At 44.9% G+C, this 17,369-nt stretch carries 18 protein-coding genes, 1 tRNA gene and 1 riboswitch; of the genes, 17 read left to right on the plus strand and 2 right to left on the minus strand.

The window, feature by feature from the left end:
* Window position 1 precedes the first annotated feature (1 nt).
* The 4 genes from OZ660_RS05600 to OZ660_RS05615 are packed head-to-tail and all read left to right on the plus strand — an operon-like array spanning window position 2 to window position 2,818.
* A complete protein-coding gene (locus OZ660_RS05600; RefSeq protein ID WP_159623385.1) occupies window positions 2-526 on the plus strand; it encodes a MotA/TolQ/ExbB proton channel family protein in 525 nt (174 codons plus the stop codon).
* An 11-nt stretch (window positions 527-537) separates the two neighbouring features.
* The gene (locus tag OZ660_RS05605) at window positions 538-936 is read left to right on the plus strand and encodes an ExbD/TolR family protein (RefSeq protein WP_012517737.1); all 399 of its coding nucleotides are present in this window, start codon (window positions 538-540) and stop codon (window positions 934-936) included.
* A 1-nt stretch (window position 937) separates the two neighbouring features.
* The gene (locus tag OZ660_RS05610; protein ID WP_159623383.1) at window positions 938-1,549 is read left to right on the plus strand and encodes an energy transducer TonB; all 612 of its coding nucleotides are present in this window, start codon (window positions 938-940) and stop codon (window positions 1,547-1,549) included.
* Window positions 1,550-1,552: 3 nt separating this feature from the next.
* Window positions 1,553-2,818, plus strand: a complete 1,266-nt coding sequence (locus tag OZ660_RS05615; protein ID WP_202264304.1) for a tetratricopeptide repeat protein — start codon at window positions 1,553-1,555, stop codon at window positions 2,816-2,818.
* Window positions 2,819-2,966: 148 nt separating this feature from the next.
* On the opposite strand, the gene OZ660_RS05620 is transcribed toward OZ660_RS05615, so the two are convergent.
* Window positions 2,967-5,147, minus strand: coding sequence for a GNAT family N-acetyltransferase (locus OZ660_RS05620; RefSeq protein ID WP_274742835.1), 2,181 nt, complete (start codon window positions 5,145-5,147; stop codon window positions 2,967-2,969).
* Between the two features lie 60 nt (window positions 5,148-5,207).
* Between OZ660_RS05620 and OZ660_RS05625 the strand changes: the two genes are divergently transcribed.
* From OZ660_RS05625 to OZ660_RS05665, 9 genes are all read left to right on the plus strand, one after another.
* Complete coding sequence (locus OZ660_RS05625) at window positions 5,208-5,633, plus strand: acyl-CoA thioesterase (protein WP_159623377.1); 426 nt, start codon at window positions 5,208-5,210, stop codon at window positions 5,631-5,633.
* Window positions 5,634-5,748: 115 nt separating this feature from the next.
* Window positions 5,749-5,854, plus strand: a riboswitch (TPP riboswitch).
* A 56-nt stretch (window positions 5,855-5,910) separates the two neighbouring features.
* On the plus strand, window positions 5,911-7,992 hold the full coding sequence (locus tag OZ660_RS05630; RefSeq protein WP_274742836.1) for a TonB-dependent receptor: 2,082 nt from the start codon (window positions 5,911-5,913) through the stop codon (window positions 7,990-7,992).
* Between the two features lie 15 nt (window positions 7,993-8,007).
* Window positions 8,008-8,271, plus strand: coding sequence for a YkoF family thiamine/hydroxymethylpyrimidine-binding protein (locus tag OZ660_RS05635; RefSeq protein WP_202264310.1), 264 nt, complete (start codon window positions 8,008-8,010; stop codon window positions 8,269-8,271).
* The gene (gene pnuC / locus OZ660_RS05640; protein ID WP_202264312.1) at window positions 8,271-8,915 is read left to right on the plus strand and encodes a nicotinamide riboside transporter PnuC; all 645 of its coding nucleotides are present in this window, start codon (window positions 8,271-8,273) and stop codon (window positions 8,913-8,915) included. Before OZ660_RS05635 ends, pnuC begins: the two co-directional genes overlap by 1 nt.
* Window positions 8,872-9,681 carry a choline/ethanolamine kinase family protein gene (locus OZ660_RS05645; protein WP_274742837.1) on the plus strand — a complete coding sequence of 270 codons (810 nt, stop codon included), beginning with the start codon at window positions 8,872-8,874 and terminating at the stop codon, window positions 9,679-9,681. Before pnuC ends, OZ660_RS05645 begins: the two co-directional genes overlap by 44 nt.
* Window positions 9,682-9,825: 144 nt before the next feature.
* Window positions 9,826-9,902, plus strand: a tRNA-Trp gene (locus tag OZ660_RS05650).
* A gap of 215 nt (window positions 9,903-10,117) precedes the next feature.
* A complete protein-coding gene (locus OZ660_RS05655; protein ID WP_274742838.1) occupies window positions 10,118-10,693 on the plus strand; it encodes an alanine acetyltransferase in 576 nt (191 codons plus the stop codon).
* A 5-nt stretch (window positions 10,694-10,698) separates the two neighbouring features.
* Window positions 10,699-11,160: a ribosomal protein S18-alanine N-acetyltransferase gene (rimI, locus tag OZ660_RS05660; protein WP_264180907.1), complete on the plus strand. Its 462-nt coding sequence runs from the start codon at window positions 10,699-10,701 to the stop codon at window positions 11,158-11,160.
* Between the two features lie 245 nt (window positions 11,161-11,405).
* Entirely contained in the window at window positions 11,406-12,332 is a 927-nt protein-coding gene (locus tag OZ660_RS05665; protein ID WP_274742839.1) for a DMT family transporter, read from the plus strand.
* A 6-nt stretch (window positions 12,333-12,338) separates the two neighbouring features.
* Here OZ660_RS05665 and OZ660_RS05670 read toward each other — a convergent pair whose 3' ends face one another.
* The gene (locus OZ660_RS05670) at window positions 12,339-13,226 is read right to left on the minus strand and encodes a LysR family transcriptional regulator (RefSeq protein ID WP_274742840.1); all 888 of its coding nucleotides are present in this window, start codon (window positions 13,224-13,226) and stop codon (window positions 12,339-12,341) included.
* Window positions 13,227-13,392: 166 nt separating this feature from the next.
* Here OZ660_RS05670 and OZ660_RS05675 point away from each other — a divergent pair, with 166 nt between their 5' ends.
* The 4 genes from OZ660_RS05675 to OZ660_RS05690 all read left to right on the plus strand — a co-directional run bounded on the left by OZ660_RS05675 (window position 13,393) and on the right by OZ660_RS05690 (window position 17,340).
* Window positions 13,393-14,583: an MFS transporter gene (locus OZ660_RS05675; protein ID WP_202264323.1), complete on the plus strand. Its 1,191-nt coding sequence runs from the start codon at window positions 13,393-13,395 to the stop codon at window positions 14,581-14,583.
* A gap of 9 nt (window positions 14,584-14,592) precedes the next feature.
* Window positions 14,593-15,501, plus strand: a complete 909-nt coding sequence (locus OZ660_RS05680; protein WP_274742841.1) for a TIGR03571 family LLM class oxidoreductase — start codon at window positions 14,593-14,595, stop codon at window positions 15,499-15,501.
* Between the two features lie 18 nt (window positions 15,502-15,519).
* A complete protein-coding gene (dkgB, locus tag OZ660_RS05685; protein ID WP_274742842.1) occupies window positions 15,520-16,341 on the plus strand; it encodes a 2,5-didehydrogluconate reductase DkgB in 822 nt (273 codons plus the stop codon).
* 66 nt (window positions 16,342-16,407) lie between these two features.
* On the plus strand, window positions 16,408-17,340 hold the full coding sequence (locus tag OZ660_RS05690) for an alcohol dehydrogenase catalytic domain-containing protein (RefSeq protein ID WP_274742843.1): 933 nt from the start codon (window positions 16,408-16,410) through the stop codon (window positions 17,338-17,340).
* Window positions 17,341-17,369: the final 29 nt, after the last annotated feature.

A 17,369-nucleotide genomic window follows, 5' to 3' on the forward strand; every position in this document is an offset into this window, starting at 1 on the left:
TATGAATTACCTGATTGGATTATTTGAATCGGTCAGGGACTTTATCGCTACCGGCGGTGACGTACTTTACTTCGTTGCTGCCGCGCTCTTTCTCATGTGGGTATTAATGATTGAGCGTTACTGGTATTTAACCTCGGTCTTTCCAAAGGTGAAGAAAAACATCATCGCCAATTGGGATGCCCGAGCTGATACCACTTCATGGTATGCGCATAGAATCCGTGACGCGTGGATTTCTCAAGCGTCAGACGACCTAAACGCTAGAATGCTGATTATTAGAACCATTATTGCAATGTGTCCACTAATCGGGCTACTGGGAACAGTAACCGGTATGATCGGTGTTTTCGAGACTATGGCAACACAGGGCACCAGCAACGCTCGTCTTATGGCCGCTGGTATCTCTATGGCAACAATCCCGACGATGGCGGGAATGGTTGCTGCGCTATCTGGACTGTTCATCAGTTCACGTCTTGAAGCGAAAGTGAAGCTGGCAAGAGAAGGGCTAGTTGATAGCCTGCCACATCATTAGAGAGAGAGATTATGGCTCGAAAAGTCAGAACCGAGGAAGAAGATGCACAGATCGACATGACGCCCATGTTGGACATCGTGTTTATCATGCTTATCTTCTTTATCGTTACCACTGTTTTCGTTAAAGAAGCAGGGATTGAAGTTAACAAGCCAGATGCGAGCCAGGCGATTCTTCACAAAAATGCAAACATCTTTATCGCCGTAACGGAAGATGGAAATGTTTGGTTAGATAAACGTGAAGTAGCGCCGGACAGCGTAAGAGCGAATATTGAAAGACTGCTTACCGAGCAGCCTACTGACTACGTAATCATTCAAGCTGATGTTAAAGCGAAGCATGGTTTAGTAGTTGAGATTATGGATCAGGTTAAAGCCGCTGGCGTTAACCGAGTCTCGGTAGCGGCAAGGGGATAAGATGTTACGTATAATTGTATCTATATTTTTAGGTGCTGGTGTTGCATTCGCCCTGTTCGTTCTAATGGCAAAGTTGATTGAGAACTCATCTAGACCAGCAGACGAAGTTCCGCCTGCACCGGTGATCGATATTGTAATGCAGGAACCAGACGACCAGACGCAAACGCGTACTCGTGTTCCGCCTCCGCCTCCGCCGCCACCGCCTCAGCCTCCAAAAATGGAGCAAGTTGAGCCGGAAGCAGCAGAACCTGATGCAGATGGTTTTAGCCTAGCTATTCCTGCTGTAGATACAGGTGGTGTTGGTGTAAACATTGGTGGTGTTGGTGCAATGCAGCGCGATGGTGATGCTACACCTATCGTTCGTATCGACCCGAAATATCCGCCTGATGCAGCCCGTGACGGCCGTGAAGGTTGGGTAAGACTGTCATTCACTATCAACGAAGTTGGTGGTGTAGACGATATCGAAGTTATTGATGCTGAACCTAAGCGTATTTTCGACCGTGAAGCACGTCGTGCTTTGCGTAAATGGAAATATAAGCCTAAGATCGTAGATGGCAAGCCGGTTAAACAACCTGGCATGTTCGTACAGCTAGACTTTAAACTGGAGCAATAGATCATGATGAAACGTTCATTCAAAATGACAGCCGTTGCTTTAGTGCTTGGTGCAGGCGCGGTGCTTTCAGCACCCGTTGCACTGGCGCAGTCTTCGCCTGTTGTTTGTCCTGGATATCAAAAGGGTAAAACAACGCTTGTAGGCGAGCGTACCGGTAAAAAGGTTCAAAAAGCATTTGAGTTCTACAACGAAGACCAAGTTACCGAAGCACTAAACGTATTATATGAAATCGATCCGTCGGACGATTTCGATAAAGCTTACGTTAAACGCTTTATTGGTAACCTTTTGGCTTCTCAAGAAGGCCAAGGCTTAAAAGCGTATGGCTACCTTGAAGACTCAGTTCAGCCTAAAGTTCTTAACGACTTAGAACATTCTCAAACACTTAAGTTACTTGGTGACTTAAGCATGCAAGAGAATAAGTACACTGACGCGATTAAGTGGTATAACGAGTGGATGACATTCACTTGTAAAGAAGACGCTGATGTATATACGCGTTTGGCACAGGCTTACTATGAATCTAAGCAATTAGCGAAGATTGTAGAGCCAGCGGATAAAGCAATTGCTTTGTACGAAGAGCCAAACAAAAACCCGTATGTACTAAAGCTTACTTCGTACTACGAGCGTAAGATGTTCCCTGAGACGGTTGCAGTAGCAGAAGAACTTGTACGTAAATTTCCTGAAACACCTAACTGGTGGACTCAACTTGGTTTCTTCTACCTACTTGTAGAAGATTACAAGAAAGGTCTTTCAACGTTTGAACTTGCTTATATGCAAGATTACTTGAAAAAAGACAGTGAAATTAAAACGCTTGCACAGCTTTATCAAACTAACGGTATGCCTTATAAAGCAGCTAAACTGCTTGAAAAGCATATGAAAGAAGGTTTGCTTAAAGATGATGCAGATATGCTAGCGAATATTGCAAACGCATATCACCAGGCGAAGAACTACAAAACAGCTGCGAACATGTACGCACGTGCAGCAGCGAAAAGTTCTGACCCAGAGCATTACCGCAAGCAAGGTACACTATTGTTAGTGGCTGAAGACTACAAAGGCGCAATCAAAGCACTTGAAAATGCTCTTGAGCGCGGCGCTGAAGACCCAGAGAAGATTCACTTCACACTTATGGAAGCGAATTTCTATGCGGGTAACTTCAAGTCTGCTTACAGACATGTACAGGAAGCTAAGAAAGACCGCTCACTACGCCGCAATGCTGCTGCGTGGGAACCTTACATCAAGGAAAAAGCGAAGAACCGTGGTATTAGCATTTAATTCCGCGCATTAGCGAAAGAAAAGCCTCCTTTAGGAGGCTTTTTTATTGCTTTCAATTCAGTGAAAAATACGGTGAGAACAGCATTTTACCCACCGTAAAGCGTGTTGGTACAACGCAGTGCAAGCCATTACCATTCAGTCGTCTAGGCTACATAAATAACAGCTTTATTTCTTCGCGCAGTATACGTGTAATGTCTTTGATGCCATTGGCGTTAAGTTGTCTCTTAAGTTGCGCTATGTTGATTTCATGACTACTCATTGCAGTGAGCACATCATTGTTATTTAAATAGCGTAAAGACCCTTTTTTCTTCTGGTTAATGGCATGACCAAAAAATGCGTTTTCGTTGTCTTTGAGTGCAGCAAAGAGAAGTGTGAGTATTAGCCATACATCATCAAGAGGGCGGCTCCCAGCAACAAAATGCTGTAGTTTTTTCATTAATATAGCCTGAATCTCCTCGGGTACTGTTGCTATATCAATTCTATCTTTTTGCCATTTAAATAAACTCATCAAGAGCTTTAGTGATTGGTTGGCCGCTTCAGTCATGGCACAAAAGGCTAACGCACTCGTTTCTCCGCTTGCTTTGTTCGGTTTTCTCCCTTTATCGACAATGCTAAAGCCATTATTAGTCCAAAAACTGTCTAGGGCAGTGGTGGTTCCGTACGATGTTGTCAGTGCATCAATAGCGTGTTGATTTGCGCAGCTTTTTATTTCGCTTAGTAAAAAAGAGCCATACCCCTTGCTTTGCAAGGCGGGGGACACGGCGATACGGTTTATACGCCAGTATTTTAATGTAGCTAAGGAAGCATCTGCGGCCAACAAGGCCAGTCTTTGGGCGCTCAAGTGCCCTTTAGGTCTGCGCTCACCAGTAGCAATTTGCTGAGCGAGTGAAGCAAATGGTTTTCCACCTTCTACGTTAATAATAGCCGCAGCAATAACGCTATTTGAGTAAGTTAACGTGGCAAGTTGAATGTCAGGGCTATCGACAAGACGCATCAAGTCATCTGGTGTGGTTTGATAGTGGGCTAATGTAAGCAATTGCATTACTTGGCATAGCATATCGTCGTTTAGTGACTTAACTTCGCTCAATGTAAAGGTGGTATCGCTGATATTAACGCTGATTCGTTCACTGTATTCTTGTTGAACGTGATTGCTCCCTGATTTTTCAAACAAACATGTGTCTAATATAAATTGTTCAATTGGATCTTCATCGTACCATCGCAGTGGTGTTGTCAGTTTAATATGCTTAGGCAAGGGGGCGTTGCCTTCCGTATCTGGGCCTTTTCCTTCTGAGTCTTTTCCTTCAGAGTCTTCTGCTTTAGAGGAAAGCAGCGTAGGCAATAGTTTTTGTACAAACCCGTTACCACTGCCTTCATAGCCTTGCAATGTAGTGCTTAAAATCCAATTTTGATGAGAGCCGATTATAGTTTTGAGTAAGGGGAGGGGAAAAGAAGCGGCTTCATCAACAATGATGAAGTCAGTATGCTGTGACAATTGAGCCGTCAGTTGTTCGTTATCAGGAGCGACCCATTTAAGTTCACCTTGGTTACAGTGAATGTGATGATTGCCAATATACGCCACGCCAAGTTGCTTGTTCGCGAATTTAAATATTTGGGCGACGTTATCAGATAAGCTACTGGTAAGTAAAATACGCTTTCCTTGGCGCACCAATTCACTGGCAACAATCCCAAGTAGCGATGATTTTCCCCTACCGCGTGGTGCTGTAACAAGAGCTCGACAAGGTTTTGATTGGTCAAATGTGGTCAATTCATTAAATCCACGCGCTTGCTCGTCAGATGCAAAAATCTGCTTATCATAGTGACAGTTATCTAGCGCGGGTATGAGAGGCTGGCGCAGTGTCGGAAGATGTAACTGTGAATCGCTGTAAATTGCTACATCAGCATTACTCTTAAGTTTTTCCACCATGCGCGCTATATAGCTACTGTAGGTTAGCGTATAGCCGTGGGATAAAGAGGACGTTTTAACTTTGCTAGCCCATTGCTTTAGGTCGGGGCAAATCAGAACAAGGCAACCACCGTGTTTAATGGTGCCCGCTACTGCCATCATATCTCCAGCGGAAAACGATTTTTGGCAATCAAAAAATGCAATATCACACTCAGTGCCAAGTACATGCTTTCGGGTCTTGCTATCGCCAAATTGCGCAATGGTTATTGATTGTGGGGCTAATGCAATTAATGCATAGCAAGACGAATCGCAAAATGACTCTGTACCGCTTATCACGAGTATACGTCTGTGATAACGAGGCGTAGTGCCGTGAGCGTATTCGAGAAAAGGAGTAAATAACCAATCGGCTAATTGTTGTAACGCCATGAAAGTGTTTTTTCGGTATAATTAAGTGACTATAGTAGCGATTTATTAAGAGGAATTCGAATGCGCTTTCTTTCTCGGCGTTTAGTTATGCCAAATGATCTCAATTATGCCAACTCCTTATTTGGTGGCCGCGCGTTGGAATGGATTGACGAAGAAGCCGCAATTTGGGCAATTTGCCAGCTTGAAACCAACTGTTTGGTGACCAAGCATATAGGTGAAATAAGTTTTGAGTCTCCGGCATTGCAGGGGGATATTGTTGAGTTTGGGCTTGAGACAAAAGCGGTTGGTCGCACGTCTATTACCGTAAGCTGTTTGGTGCGTAATAAGGCAACGAAGAAAACAATCTGTTTTGCTGATGATATTGTGTTTGTAAAAGTAGACCCAGAAACCCGTCAGCCCACCGCGCACGGCAAAACGCTGGAAGGACTTAAAGCACAAACCGATGACGAGGTTAGAAAACTCAACCTGAATATTGAAGAAAGTTAAGTTTGAATAACATAGATATTTATTAAATAGTACTTAACGTTATCTTCGCTTGACGGCGTTTACCCAACTGGTAGACTCCGCCTAGTTGGTAAGCCATACGCTTAAGTATGTACTTACATATGCCAAGGGGTGTCCGTATTTCGGTCTGAGATCCACATTGTGTGGGAACCCTTAAACCTGATCCGGATAATACCGGCGTAGGGATGGTTCACAATATAGCCTTATCACCTGCCGTTAAAGCCGGATCTTTTTTCTTAAAACAAGAACAAGAGATCCCATGTACAAATCATTTTTCACTCTTTCTTTACTCGCCAGTTCAGTGGCTGCTTATGCTCAAAATACCAATGAAGTTAGCGAGCAAGCACAAGATATCGAACGCGTTGTGGTAACGGGTGACTTTCGTCAGACTACACTTGACCAATTGAGCGCAAGCGCAACTATTTTAGGCGAAGCGCGTTTACGCAGTAGACAGCCTTCCCACATCGATAGCGTACTTAATACAGTTCCCAATGTTAACTTTGCCGCAGGTGCGTCTCGCGGTCGCTTCGTTCAAATTCGTGGTATTGGTGAGCGCAGTCAGTTTGCTGAGCCCATCAATCCGTCGGTTAGTTTTATTGTCGATGAATTTGATTTTTCTGGTCTGGCGGCAGCAGGCATTATTTTTGACACCAAACAGTTAGAAGTCTATCGCGGCCCGCAAGCTACTTTATACGGTACTGGTGCGCTAGCAGGGGCTGTAAAACTAACTAGTAATGAAGTAGGCAGTAACGCGCCAAGCTATGTTGAGGCGCGCGCTGGAAACAAAGGTAGTTACCGTATTGAAGGTGCAACGGGTAACGATATTAATCAAGATTGGGGTTATCGCGTTGCGCTAGTACACAATCGCAGTGACGGATTTGTTGAAAATACCTTTTTAAATCGCGATGACACCAATAATATTGATGAAACTGCTCTGCGCTTTGCATTGGAAGGTGAATTAGACGATACCACCACATTGGCGGTAACTTATCGTTGGTACGACATCGATAATGGGTACGATGCATTTTCTTTAGATAATGACAACAAAACCCGTTCTGATGAGCCAGGTTTTGACGAACATCAGACACATGCGATAAGCGCCCGCAGTACAACACGCACTGCCAAAGGCGATCTTATTCTGATTGCTACGCATGCTTCCCATAATATTGCATATGGCTATGACGAAGATTGGACGTTCACAGGTTTTCACCCGTGGGGCTATACATCATTTGACGCCTACTATCGCGATGTAGACACCCAAACAGGAGAAATACGATTTGTATCCTCACCTGAAGCGGCACTATTTGATGGGAAAACTGACTGGACAGTAGGGGCGTTCTACAAAAACTCACAAGAGCAATTATTGCGTCAGTACACGTACCTTAGTAACGACTATGCTAGTGAATACACGCCAACAACAACGGCTTTGTATCTTCAAACCGAAACACAGCTACAAGATAATCTTACCTTGGTTGCGGGAATTCGCGCAGAAAACTACGATTTTGAATTTGCCGACAATAACGGGCTAACACGTGATTTTGATACCACAATGTTAGGCGGTAAGGTGGCTCTCCAATACACAATGGGTGACCATTTTTACTATGCTAGTGTGTCGCGTGGCTTCAAAGGGGCTGGATTTAACCCTGATAATCGTGTGAACGACGACCAGCGTTTCTTCGACGAAGAGTACAACTGGAACTACGAGTTAGGTGTGAAGGGGCCACTCTTAACATCAAACCTTACTGCACGCGCCGCAGTATTCTTCATGGATAGAACCGACACACAAGTTAGCGACTTTGATGTTATTACTCGTGATGATGGTACTGCTGGATTTGTTGATATTATTGATAACGCAGACTTAGGTACAAATAAAGGTGCAGAACTAGAGCTTAATTGGTTAGCCAATGATGCGTGGCAGGTCAGTGTCAGCGTGGGGTATTTAAGTGCTACATTTGAAGGGTATACCCTAGCAGATGGCACAGAAATACGAGAGCAGCGACAAGCGCAAGCGCCTAAGTGGACTGCTAATGTATTCAGTGAGTATGCCTTCACCGATACTTTATTGTGGCGTGTTGATATGGACTTTAAGAGTGAGTATCGATTCTCTGACGGACATGATGTAACTGCACCGAGTACAGCACTGTTTAATTCAGAAGTTGTGATGCTATCAGGGAATTGGCAAACGTCTTTGTGGGTGCAAAATGCGTTTGACCGTGAATATTACACCAGAGGCTTTGGTGGGTTTAGCAACGATCCACGCGACGAATACGCATTTAACGAGCCGTACTACCAAATTGGCAATGGACGACAGTTTGGCGTAACAGTGAAATACGCTTTTTAATAAGAGGATTTTGGTATGCAAGTTATGGTCGAGTTGTCGTTATACCCTTTGGTAAATGAATACATTCCGCCAATTCAATCGTTCATCGATAGATTGAACAGTTACGCTGAGCTATCTGTGTCAACGAGTTCAACGAGCACACAAGTTACCGGAGAGTATGCTGATGTAATGGGTATACTAGGTACTGAAATGCAGAGAACGCATGAAGAAGTTGGTCAGGCTATATTTGTTGCCAAATTCCTTAACTTCGACGCCATGCAGGCAAGAAAGTCATCATAATGGGTGACTTTCTTTCAATATTTGTTGAGCAAATTACCACCACGTCACCTTTGGAATGGTGCGCGGTGGTATTGGCCATGGCCTATGTGTTTTTGGCAGCCAAGCAAAGTAGTTGGTGTTGGCTGTGTGCATTTATTAGCACAGCGATTTACACGTGGTTATTTTGGCAAGTTACTTTACCGTTTCAGGCCGCGTTAAACTTTTTCTATATGGTGATGGCGGGGTATGGCTATTATCAATGGTCAAAAGGTGGTCAAAATGGCGAGGCAAAACCGATTCGCTTTTGGCCATGGTGGGTGCACGCTATCATCGTCCCTACTATGCTCTGTGCGGCTTGGGTAATGTCTGAAGTCGCCACGTCTCAGTTTAACAGTGAACATCTTCTTTTAGATGCAAGTATTAATTTACTGAGTGTGATTACCACGTTTATGGTGGCACACAAAATACTGCAAAATTGGGTATACTGGTTCTTCATTAACATTGCGTCTGCTTATTTGTATTTACAGGTAGGTTATGCACTTTCTGCTTGCTTGTTTTTGGGCTATGTTGGGTTTTCCGTATTCGGCTATGTCCAATGGCGAGTAGAGTATAAGGAACAACGTGGACACATCGACTATTCTGGCGCAGCTTCACAACGCATTTAACTTAAGCAGCGACGTGGTTCTCTCGCGTCATCCATCTGGTGCGGTAAACCATGTTTATCGGCTGCAAGACAATGCGCAGCACATTGACTACGCAGTAAAGTGGTTAGGTGATGACAATTTTAGTGGAGTTAACCGCACGCATCAGTTTGTGTTACAACAACAGCTGTGCCAGGTAGATATTGCGCCAAAGCCTATTTGGTTGAGCGACGATGAGCGTATTTGGGTAGAGTATTGGCATCCAAATACGCGATTGGCTCAGCGCAACCCTGAAACTCTGGCAAATGTGTTGGCGCGTATTCATCAGCTACCTGTTACCGCACGTCCGTTAAACCTTGCCGCCAGATGGCAGCACTACTTACACGTTGCAAGTTTGTCTGAGGGCGATGCGTTGTATGACCGAGCAGCGGCACTTAGAAGCGCAGTTTTGCGTAGTGAGCAGGTCTATGAAGACCTGGTGTTGTGTCACAACGATTTGTTATACAGTCACGTATTGTGTCGAGAAGGCAATACGCCGGTGGTTATCGATTGGGAATATTCAGCAATGGGTAACCGTTATTTTGATTTGGCTAGCTGTTGTTTGATTAACGAGCTCGACGACGCAACAAGTAATAAGCTTGTCGTTTGCTATGCGGATATCCTTTCTATTTCACACGGTGAAGCAAAGGAAAAGTTTAGTCTTCACAAAGACATTGTTAGCACAACCAATGCGCTTTGGTTCGAGGCGCTTTCTGAATCGACACCGAATGAGCTGCTAGCCGAAATCTAATGACATGTTTATGCCATTTATTTTCCAATTGGCGTGAATTAGTCTGAAAAAACATCGCATTGCATGTTAATTGAGCATGTGATGCGTTAGGGCGACAAAAAGGCTTTACCTTTTAGATGTCATCCGTATAATGCACAGCGCGCTAGGGGTGTAGTTCGAATTGGTAGAACAGCGGTCTCCAAAACCGATGGTTGGGGGTTCGAGTCCCTCCACCCCTGCCACTTTTCCTTATTGTCGTCTCTAGGCAAACATCTATCAAAAGCATATTTAGTATCTTCACTGTCTTTTTAACCAAATAACAGTTATGGCATGACATCGTCGGATGTCTGCAGCGTCGACAATAAAAAACAGTAGGCTTGTCATTCGGGCAAAAGCTATTTAATGTCAGCAAAACATCACGTAAACTTACAGGTCTTAACTTACTAGCGTGAAATCTATGTCACTGTCTCCTTATCAACAAGCTATTTTACAAGAGATGGGCATTCCAGTTTGGGTGCCGAAAGCTGTGTATGAAGCAAAGCTTGAAGAAACAGGAGTCCGTGCAGCTGATAGCTTTACCAATGCTCATCACGCTGCAATGCCTGCAGAAAGCAAACCGATAACACAAGAGCAAAAACAGTCAAGGCTGGCTCAGTTACGCGCGCAAATGGGATCTGAATCGAGCAAAGCAGATGATAAAAGCATTGCAAAACCAGCACACGCTATTCAACAAGAAAAGCATATCGCGACGAGCACACCTCAAGCTGCGCCTTTCTCGTTACCTGACTCGCCTGAAGGACTGCCGTTAAGTGCTGTGCAGACCAAGCAGTGCGCTAAGTGGCTCGATGATTTACGGTTAGCTTGCGTGCAACTGGGCTTACCTTCTGGGTTAGCAAGTAAAGTGATGATAAGCAAAACCCTAGCGGTCGATGAACAAGCAATTATTTTGCCTGCTGAACCGCTGTCGTTAACCCCCTCACAAAAACGCGCCCTGTGGCTAGCGCTAACTACCTTGGCAAAAACACAGAGTTAACAGCCTTGAATATTCAACTTGTTACTGCAGACACACCAGCTGCATTGATTGAACGTGGTCATGCCATTCACGTACAAGCTCAGTTTTCGCCGTGGAAACTCAGTACATTCGCTGACTGTTTTACCCCACCTTATTATGGTTTATTTGCCCTTGATGAAAACGAGCTTGTTGGGTATGCCATTGTGCTTGAGGTACTTGATGAAGCCACATTAATGGATATTGCCGTAGTACAGCATTGCCGAGGAAGGGGCGTGGGAAAGGCATTGCTTCAGCGCGTACTTGATAAGGCAAAAGCGCGCAGTATGCGTGAGGTGTGGTTAGAGGTAAGAGAGAGTAACTTTGCTGCAATTCATTTGTATGAAACACACGGTTTTGAACACATAGAATTGCGTAAAAACTACTATCCTACTGAAAATGGGAAAGAAAATGCTGCGATCATGAAGTGGCCAAATGTTGCTATGGCGTAGTTGTGTTAGTGTAAATTCTGTAAGATTTGGTATTGTCGCCAGTAGTGTAATCTTTTCTTTCCATTTTGGTTGTGAAAACTTGACCAGTTGGTCAATAAATCGCAACGAATTATGTCTCCAGTGGTTTCAATCCTGCCTTATTTCACTTATATTTGCGCCCTTTAAAAGTCTTGCCATGCATGCAGTGTGGCAACAAGACTTATGTTTTTCTCCAACGCAGTGGCGTGTCTCAAGGCGACAAATAAATGTCTACAACATCATTGATAGAAAAAGAGCAATCAAAAGGCATTAAAATGCTTTTAGTTGCGGTATTGTGCCTAGGACTCAATTGGCCCGGTATGAAAGTGGGCTTGGAAATTGTAGGCCCGGTTTGGATGGTGTGTTTACGCTTTTTGTTGAGCCTACCTGTGCTTGCGTTATTTGTACTTATAACGAAGAAACGCTTACCTCGCCTAAATAGAAAAGACCGTTCCGTGGTTTTTGTCGTTGCGTTTTTCCAGTTTATCTTGTCTATGGGTTTGATTACCGTGTCGTTGCAATTTATTCCAGCGGGGACCGCGAGTATCCTTATCTATACAACACCGCTTTGGATGTTGTTAATTGATACTTTGTGGTATCGACAAAAGCCGCCCTCAAAACGACTTATCCTCACTGGCATATCAACCATTGGATGCGCAATGATCTTGTTTGCGTCGGGTGAGCCAGGCGCGTGGCTGCCGCTTTTTGGCATGTTGTTGGCGTCTGCGTTATGGGCTGTGGCTATTCGCAGAGTGTCTTTTCACAAGTGGCAGGGCAGCGTAATTGAAGCGGTTTTTTGGCAGTTTTCTATCGCTGGCATGGCGATGCTTGGTTTGGCACTTATTTTCGAACCTACGCCTGACTTTATAAACTACAAGTGGCAAGATTGGTTATTGTTGACCTATATAGGACCTGTAGCAACGGGGTTGGGATTCGGCTTAATGGTAGCAGCAGGCCCTAAACTAGCGCCAGACAAGATTGTGCTTATTAGCACGCTTACACCTATTGTTGGCTACGTTAGTTCGGTTGTTATATTGAGCGAGAATTTACTGCCTATGGTGGTGGCGGGTGCTGTTTTGATGATAGCGGCACTCATTGTGAATGGCTTACCGCACACCACCCTGAAGAGGATTTTAGGTAAAGGCCGAGGCTAAACGTTCTTAAAGTATAAGTCTCGGTTGAATGAAGTCGAGAAATGCTGATATTCGAGAGGATACCGCGCTGTTTCTGTAGTACACCGCCTGTACTGATTCGCGTCGATTCGGCGACACTAGGTCATTTTCAAAAATAGGTACAAGTGACCCAGCTTCAATATCGCGGTACACCATAAAATGAGACAACAACGCAATGCCCTGTCCCGCAAGGCATAAGTGTCGAATGGTTTCGCCACTTGATGCATGTAAGTGATAGCGCAACTCTACATCTTGCTTTAACGGCCAACGATTAAGCTTTGGCGAGTCGCTAAAACCAATTAGCTTATGTTGAGCTAAATTACTGACATCCCCAACCGCCGGGCGCGCTTTTAAGTAGTCAGGGCTAGCCACAATATGCAACTTACTTTTTCCCAGTTTGCGGGCATGTAAGTTTGAATCACTCAAATCGCCTATACGTATAGCGATATCCGTTTTGTGTTCCAATAAATCAATAATACTGTCGTGGCTGGTAATATCGAGTGCGATATCGGGGTAGGTTTCGCTAAATGCCTTTACCAGTGGGGCTAGCTGGTGAAGCACAAAAGGGCTTGCGGCATCGACACGTAGTTTTCCTGACGGTGCACGCTTAAGCAGTCGTAGCGCTTCTTCGCCTTTTTCCAACTTGTTGAGGCCGTCTCGCGCATAGCGTAAAAACATTTCTCCTTCTTCTGTCAGTTCTAGCCTGCGTGTGGTTCGATTTAACAGTGTTGCTTCTAAAGTACTTTCTAAACGTGTAACTGCGCGGCTCACTTTGGCAACCTGTTGATTCAACAAGTTTGCTGCGCTCGAAAAGCTCCCGGTATCGACAACGGTAAGAAAGGCTTCTAAGTCTTCGGTTTTTGCTTTTACAGGCATAGCGTTCTCTAATATTTTCAAAAATCACAAAAGTATTTTGTCATTAGTGCTGTTTTTTGCAAATAAAAATAACCTCACACTGTATGCACTTGTTAAATACCCTAGGAACGTATGCTTCTATTTTCACTACAGCGTACGTTCACTTTAACTTTTGTGAGGATAAACAATGCCTATTGCATTATTTGCATTAACGTTAAGTGCGTTTGCTATTGGTACCACTGAGTTTGTCATAGTGGGGTTAGTACCCACTATAGCGACAGACCTTGGCGTTACATTACCCAGTGCGGGTTTACTTGTAAGCTTGTACGCTGTTGGTGTCGCCGTTGGTGCACCAGTGCTTACTGCACTTACTGGAAAGTGGAACAGAAAACACGTTTTACTCAGCCTGATGGCGCTGTTCGTGGCAGGCAACATGTTGGCGTGGCAAGCACCAAGCTATGAAAGCCTTATTGTGGCTAGGATACTAACAGGGCTCGCCCACGGCGTATTCTTTTCTATCGGCTCAACCATTGCCACCGGTCTGGTTGCAAAAGAAAAAGAAGCCAGTGCTATTGCTATCATGTTTACAGGTTTAACAGTTGCACTAGTTACGGGTGTGCCGCTTGGCACCTGGATTGGTCAAAGCTTTGGCTGGAGAGCCACATTTTTAGTGGTTTCAGCGTTGGGCACAATTGCACTTATTGGCAGTGCGCTATTGGTGCCAAACAATTTAAAACAAAGTAAGCCTGCAAGCTTAAGTGAGCAAATGAAAGTGCTGATTCAGCCTCGTCTTGTGCTGGTCTATCTCATGACGATTTTAGGCTACGGCGGCACATTTACCGCGTTTACGTATTTAGCGCCTATTTTGCAAGAAGAAGCTGGCTTTGCTCCGTCGGCAATAAGTTTAATCATGCTCGTGTACGGCGTGTCTGTTGCAGTCGGTAACATTTATGGTGGCAAATTGGCTGACAAAAAAGGCCCAATTCGCGCACTAACCATCATTTTCTCTGCACTTGCCGTTATCTTATTCGCGTTAACGTTTACCATGGGAAGCAAAATAGCCGCTGTGATCACAGTATTGGTATGGGGCGCTTTTGCATTTGGTAATGTGCCAGGCCTTCAAGTTTACGTAGTGCAGCTGGCTGAGAAGTTTACACCTAATGCAGTGGACGTTGCCTCAGGTCTAAACATTGCGGCGTTTAATATTGGTATTGCTGTGGGGTCTATATTAGGCGGCGCCATTGTAGATGGCATGACACTGTCTGACACCGCGTGGATAGGTGCGCTTATATCCGTTGCTGCACTGGTCGTAACACGCTATAGCGGCCACTTAGATAAGCGCGCGCTAGCGAACGTTAAAAACGCTACAAACGCCTAAGGAGCTATGATGAGTACAACCTTTGACAAACTGTCACAGCACGCATTTTCCATTGGCGTTGAGTTGCCATTAGACAATGATTGGGCGCATTTTGATGCGACAAAAGGTACGCCATTTGGCGTACCGGATATAAGTAAGCATCACGAGCGTATTCAGCTAGCTGATAAGCTGGGTTTTAAAGCCGCATGGGTGCGTGATGTACCCATTTATGACCCAAATTTCGGTGATGCTGCACAAGTATTCGAAACCTTTAGCTATCTTGGGTATTTGGCCGGCATAACAAAAAATATTTTGTTGGGAACCGCGGCGGTTGTGCTACCGCTTCGCCAACCATGGTTGGTAAAAAAAGCTGCTGCGACGGTACAACATCTAAGTAATGACCGCCTAATACTTGGTGTGGCAAGTGGCGATAGGCCTTCAGAATATCCGCTGTTCGGTGTCGATTTCGATAGAAGAGGAGAGCAGTTTAGGCAGGCGCTCGACATTGTAAAAAGTGGTAATGATCGGTTGAGTAACGGCATGGCGCTTCTACCAGAAGTCGCGCCGCCTCCATTATATGTGGCAGGTCTTGCCCAGCAAAATCCGCAGTGGGTTGGTGAAAATACGGATGGCTGGTTGGCATATCCGGGTACCCCAAATGATCACGTTAAACGCGTTGCGATGTGGCGCAGTGTTGCAGGTAATAAGCCCTATGTCAGTTTTATTCACTTAAACTTGTTGGAAAACGACGAAGCGCCGATAAAACGCCATCGATTTGGGATTGAAACCGGCGTAAATGGGCTTATCAAAGAACTACACGCGATGAAGGACGCGGGCGTTAACCACATAGGCTTACATTTTAGGCGTAATACACATTCTGTCGACGCTGCCATGCAGCGCATTGCGCAGCACGTATTTCCCCATTTTCACGACAAATAATTTTCAAAAGGAGGCTTCATGCCAACAGTAACTCAATCATCAGCTATTCCCTCGCTAGGTGTAGGCACCTTTCGCCTCAAAGATGATGAAGCGTACAACTCGGTGACAATGGCGCTAGATGTAGGCTTCAGGCATATCGATACGGCGCAAATTTACGGCAATGAAGAGGCCGTAGGGCGTGCCATAAAGGACAGTGGCGTGCCTCGTGAAGATATTTATGTTACGACAAAAGTATGGAACGACAAGCTCAACAAGGCAGGTTTTATAGACAGTGTGAAGGAAAGTTTAGCTAAGCTTCAACTGTCTTACGTCGACTTGCTTCTTATTCATTGGCCATCGCCGGAAAACGGAGAATCGATGGAAGAATATCTTGGTGAATTACGACGTGCCAAAGAGCTAGGGTTAACAAAAGCTATTGGCATATCTAATTTTACAGTAGCCCAAACTGAACAGGCTGTGCGTATTTTGGGCGATGGTGAAATTGCTACAAACCAAGTCGAGGTTCACCCATATTTAACCAACGAGAAAGTACGTCAGGCGTGTGAGAAATTGGGTATTACTGTAACTGGATATATGCCATTTGCAGTAGGAAAAGTGCTAAAAGATGACACCATTATTGCAATTGCTGACAAGCATGGTGTAACCGCTGCCGAAGTGGTTGTGGCATGGGAGCTCGCGCATGGTTTAGTTACTATCCCATCTTCTACAAAGCGCAAAAACTTGGAAATCAACTTCAATGCCTTATCACTGACCTTAGATGCTGAAGATATTGCAAAGATTGATGCATTGGACTGTGGCGATCGCCAAGCTGCTCCCGATTTCTCACCTCAATGGGACTAAGGGAAAGCGGGGTTTTGCTATCGACATTTAAAGCAAACGAATTGCAATATTCTGCGAGGAAAAGTTATGCAAGCTAACATTTGGCAGTTTGACAAAGCAGGAATGCCACTTGTCAAATCTACACAAACATTACCATCGCCGAGTGCAGGGCGCATTATTGTGCGCAATTATGCAATTGGCGTTAACCCTGTGGACTGGAAATTTATAGACGATAACCCTCGCAATTGGCAACAGGGTCATGTGCCTGGCGTAGACGGTGCGGGTATCGTTGTTGCTGTAGGTGAAGGCGTTGATGAAGGATTATTAGGAAAGCGCGTAGCCTATCATCATAGTCTTGGTGAAGACGGAAGCTTTGCCGACCATACGTCTTTATACGCTAACCGCGTTATGGACATTCCTGAGAGTGTTGATTTTGCACTTGCAGCAGCAATGCCGTGTCCAATGCTTACCGCGTGGCAAGCCTTTAGCAAAGTCCCTGTGAGAGAGGGCGCTGATGTGTTGGTCACGGGGATGGGAGCAGTTAACAAGCTACTTGTTCAGCTATTATCGACCGCCGGCTTTAATGTGCATGTTATTTCGGGAAGCTTTACTCAAACACAAGCAGAAGCAATGGGTGTGAAAAGTGTGTTTCGCAATGCGCCTAAAGACCAAACATTCTATGCACTGTTCGATGCAAACGGCCCTGAATATGCTTCAACGCTTGTGCCATTACTTGAAGCCAATGGACACGTGGTAAGCATTTTGGGCAGAATAGAAGATCCGGTTGATGCGCCTTTTACACGCACTATCTCGTACCATGAAATTGCGCTTGGCGCGCTACACGACTATGGCGATGCTGCACAATGGCAACGTCTTATGCGAGATGGCGAAGCCTTACTGAAGAGCGTCGCTGAACAGTCGATAATTGTTGAGATCCCTACCATCTTTGAATTTGAAAAGCTCAATGACGCGCTTCAGTTTTCAAAGCAGGAAAAACGCAAAGCGGTGGTTACGGTTTAGCGCTTCAACAGTCATATTGGCTCAGACTA

This window comes from Alteromonas sp. 009811495 (assembly GCF_028865455.1).
Classification (GTDB): Bacteria; Pseudomonadota; Gammaproteobacteria; order Enterobacterales; family Alteromonadaceae; genus Alteromonas.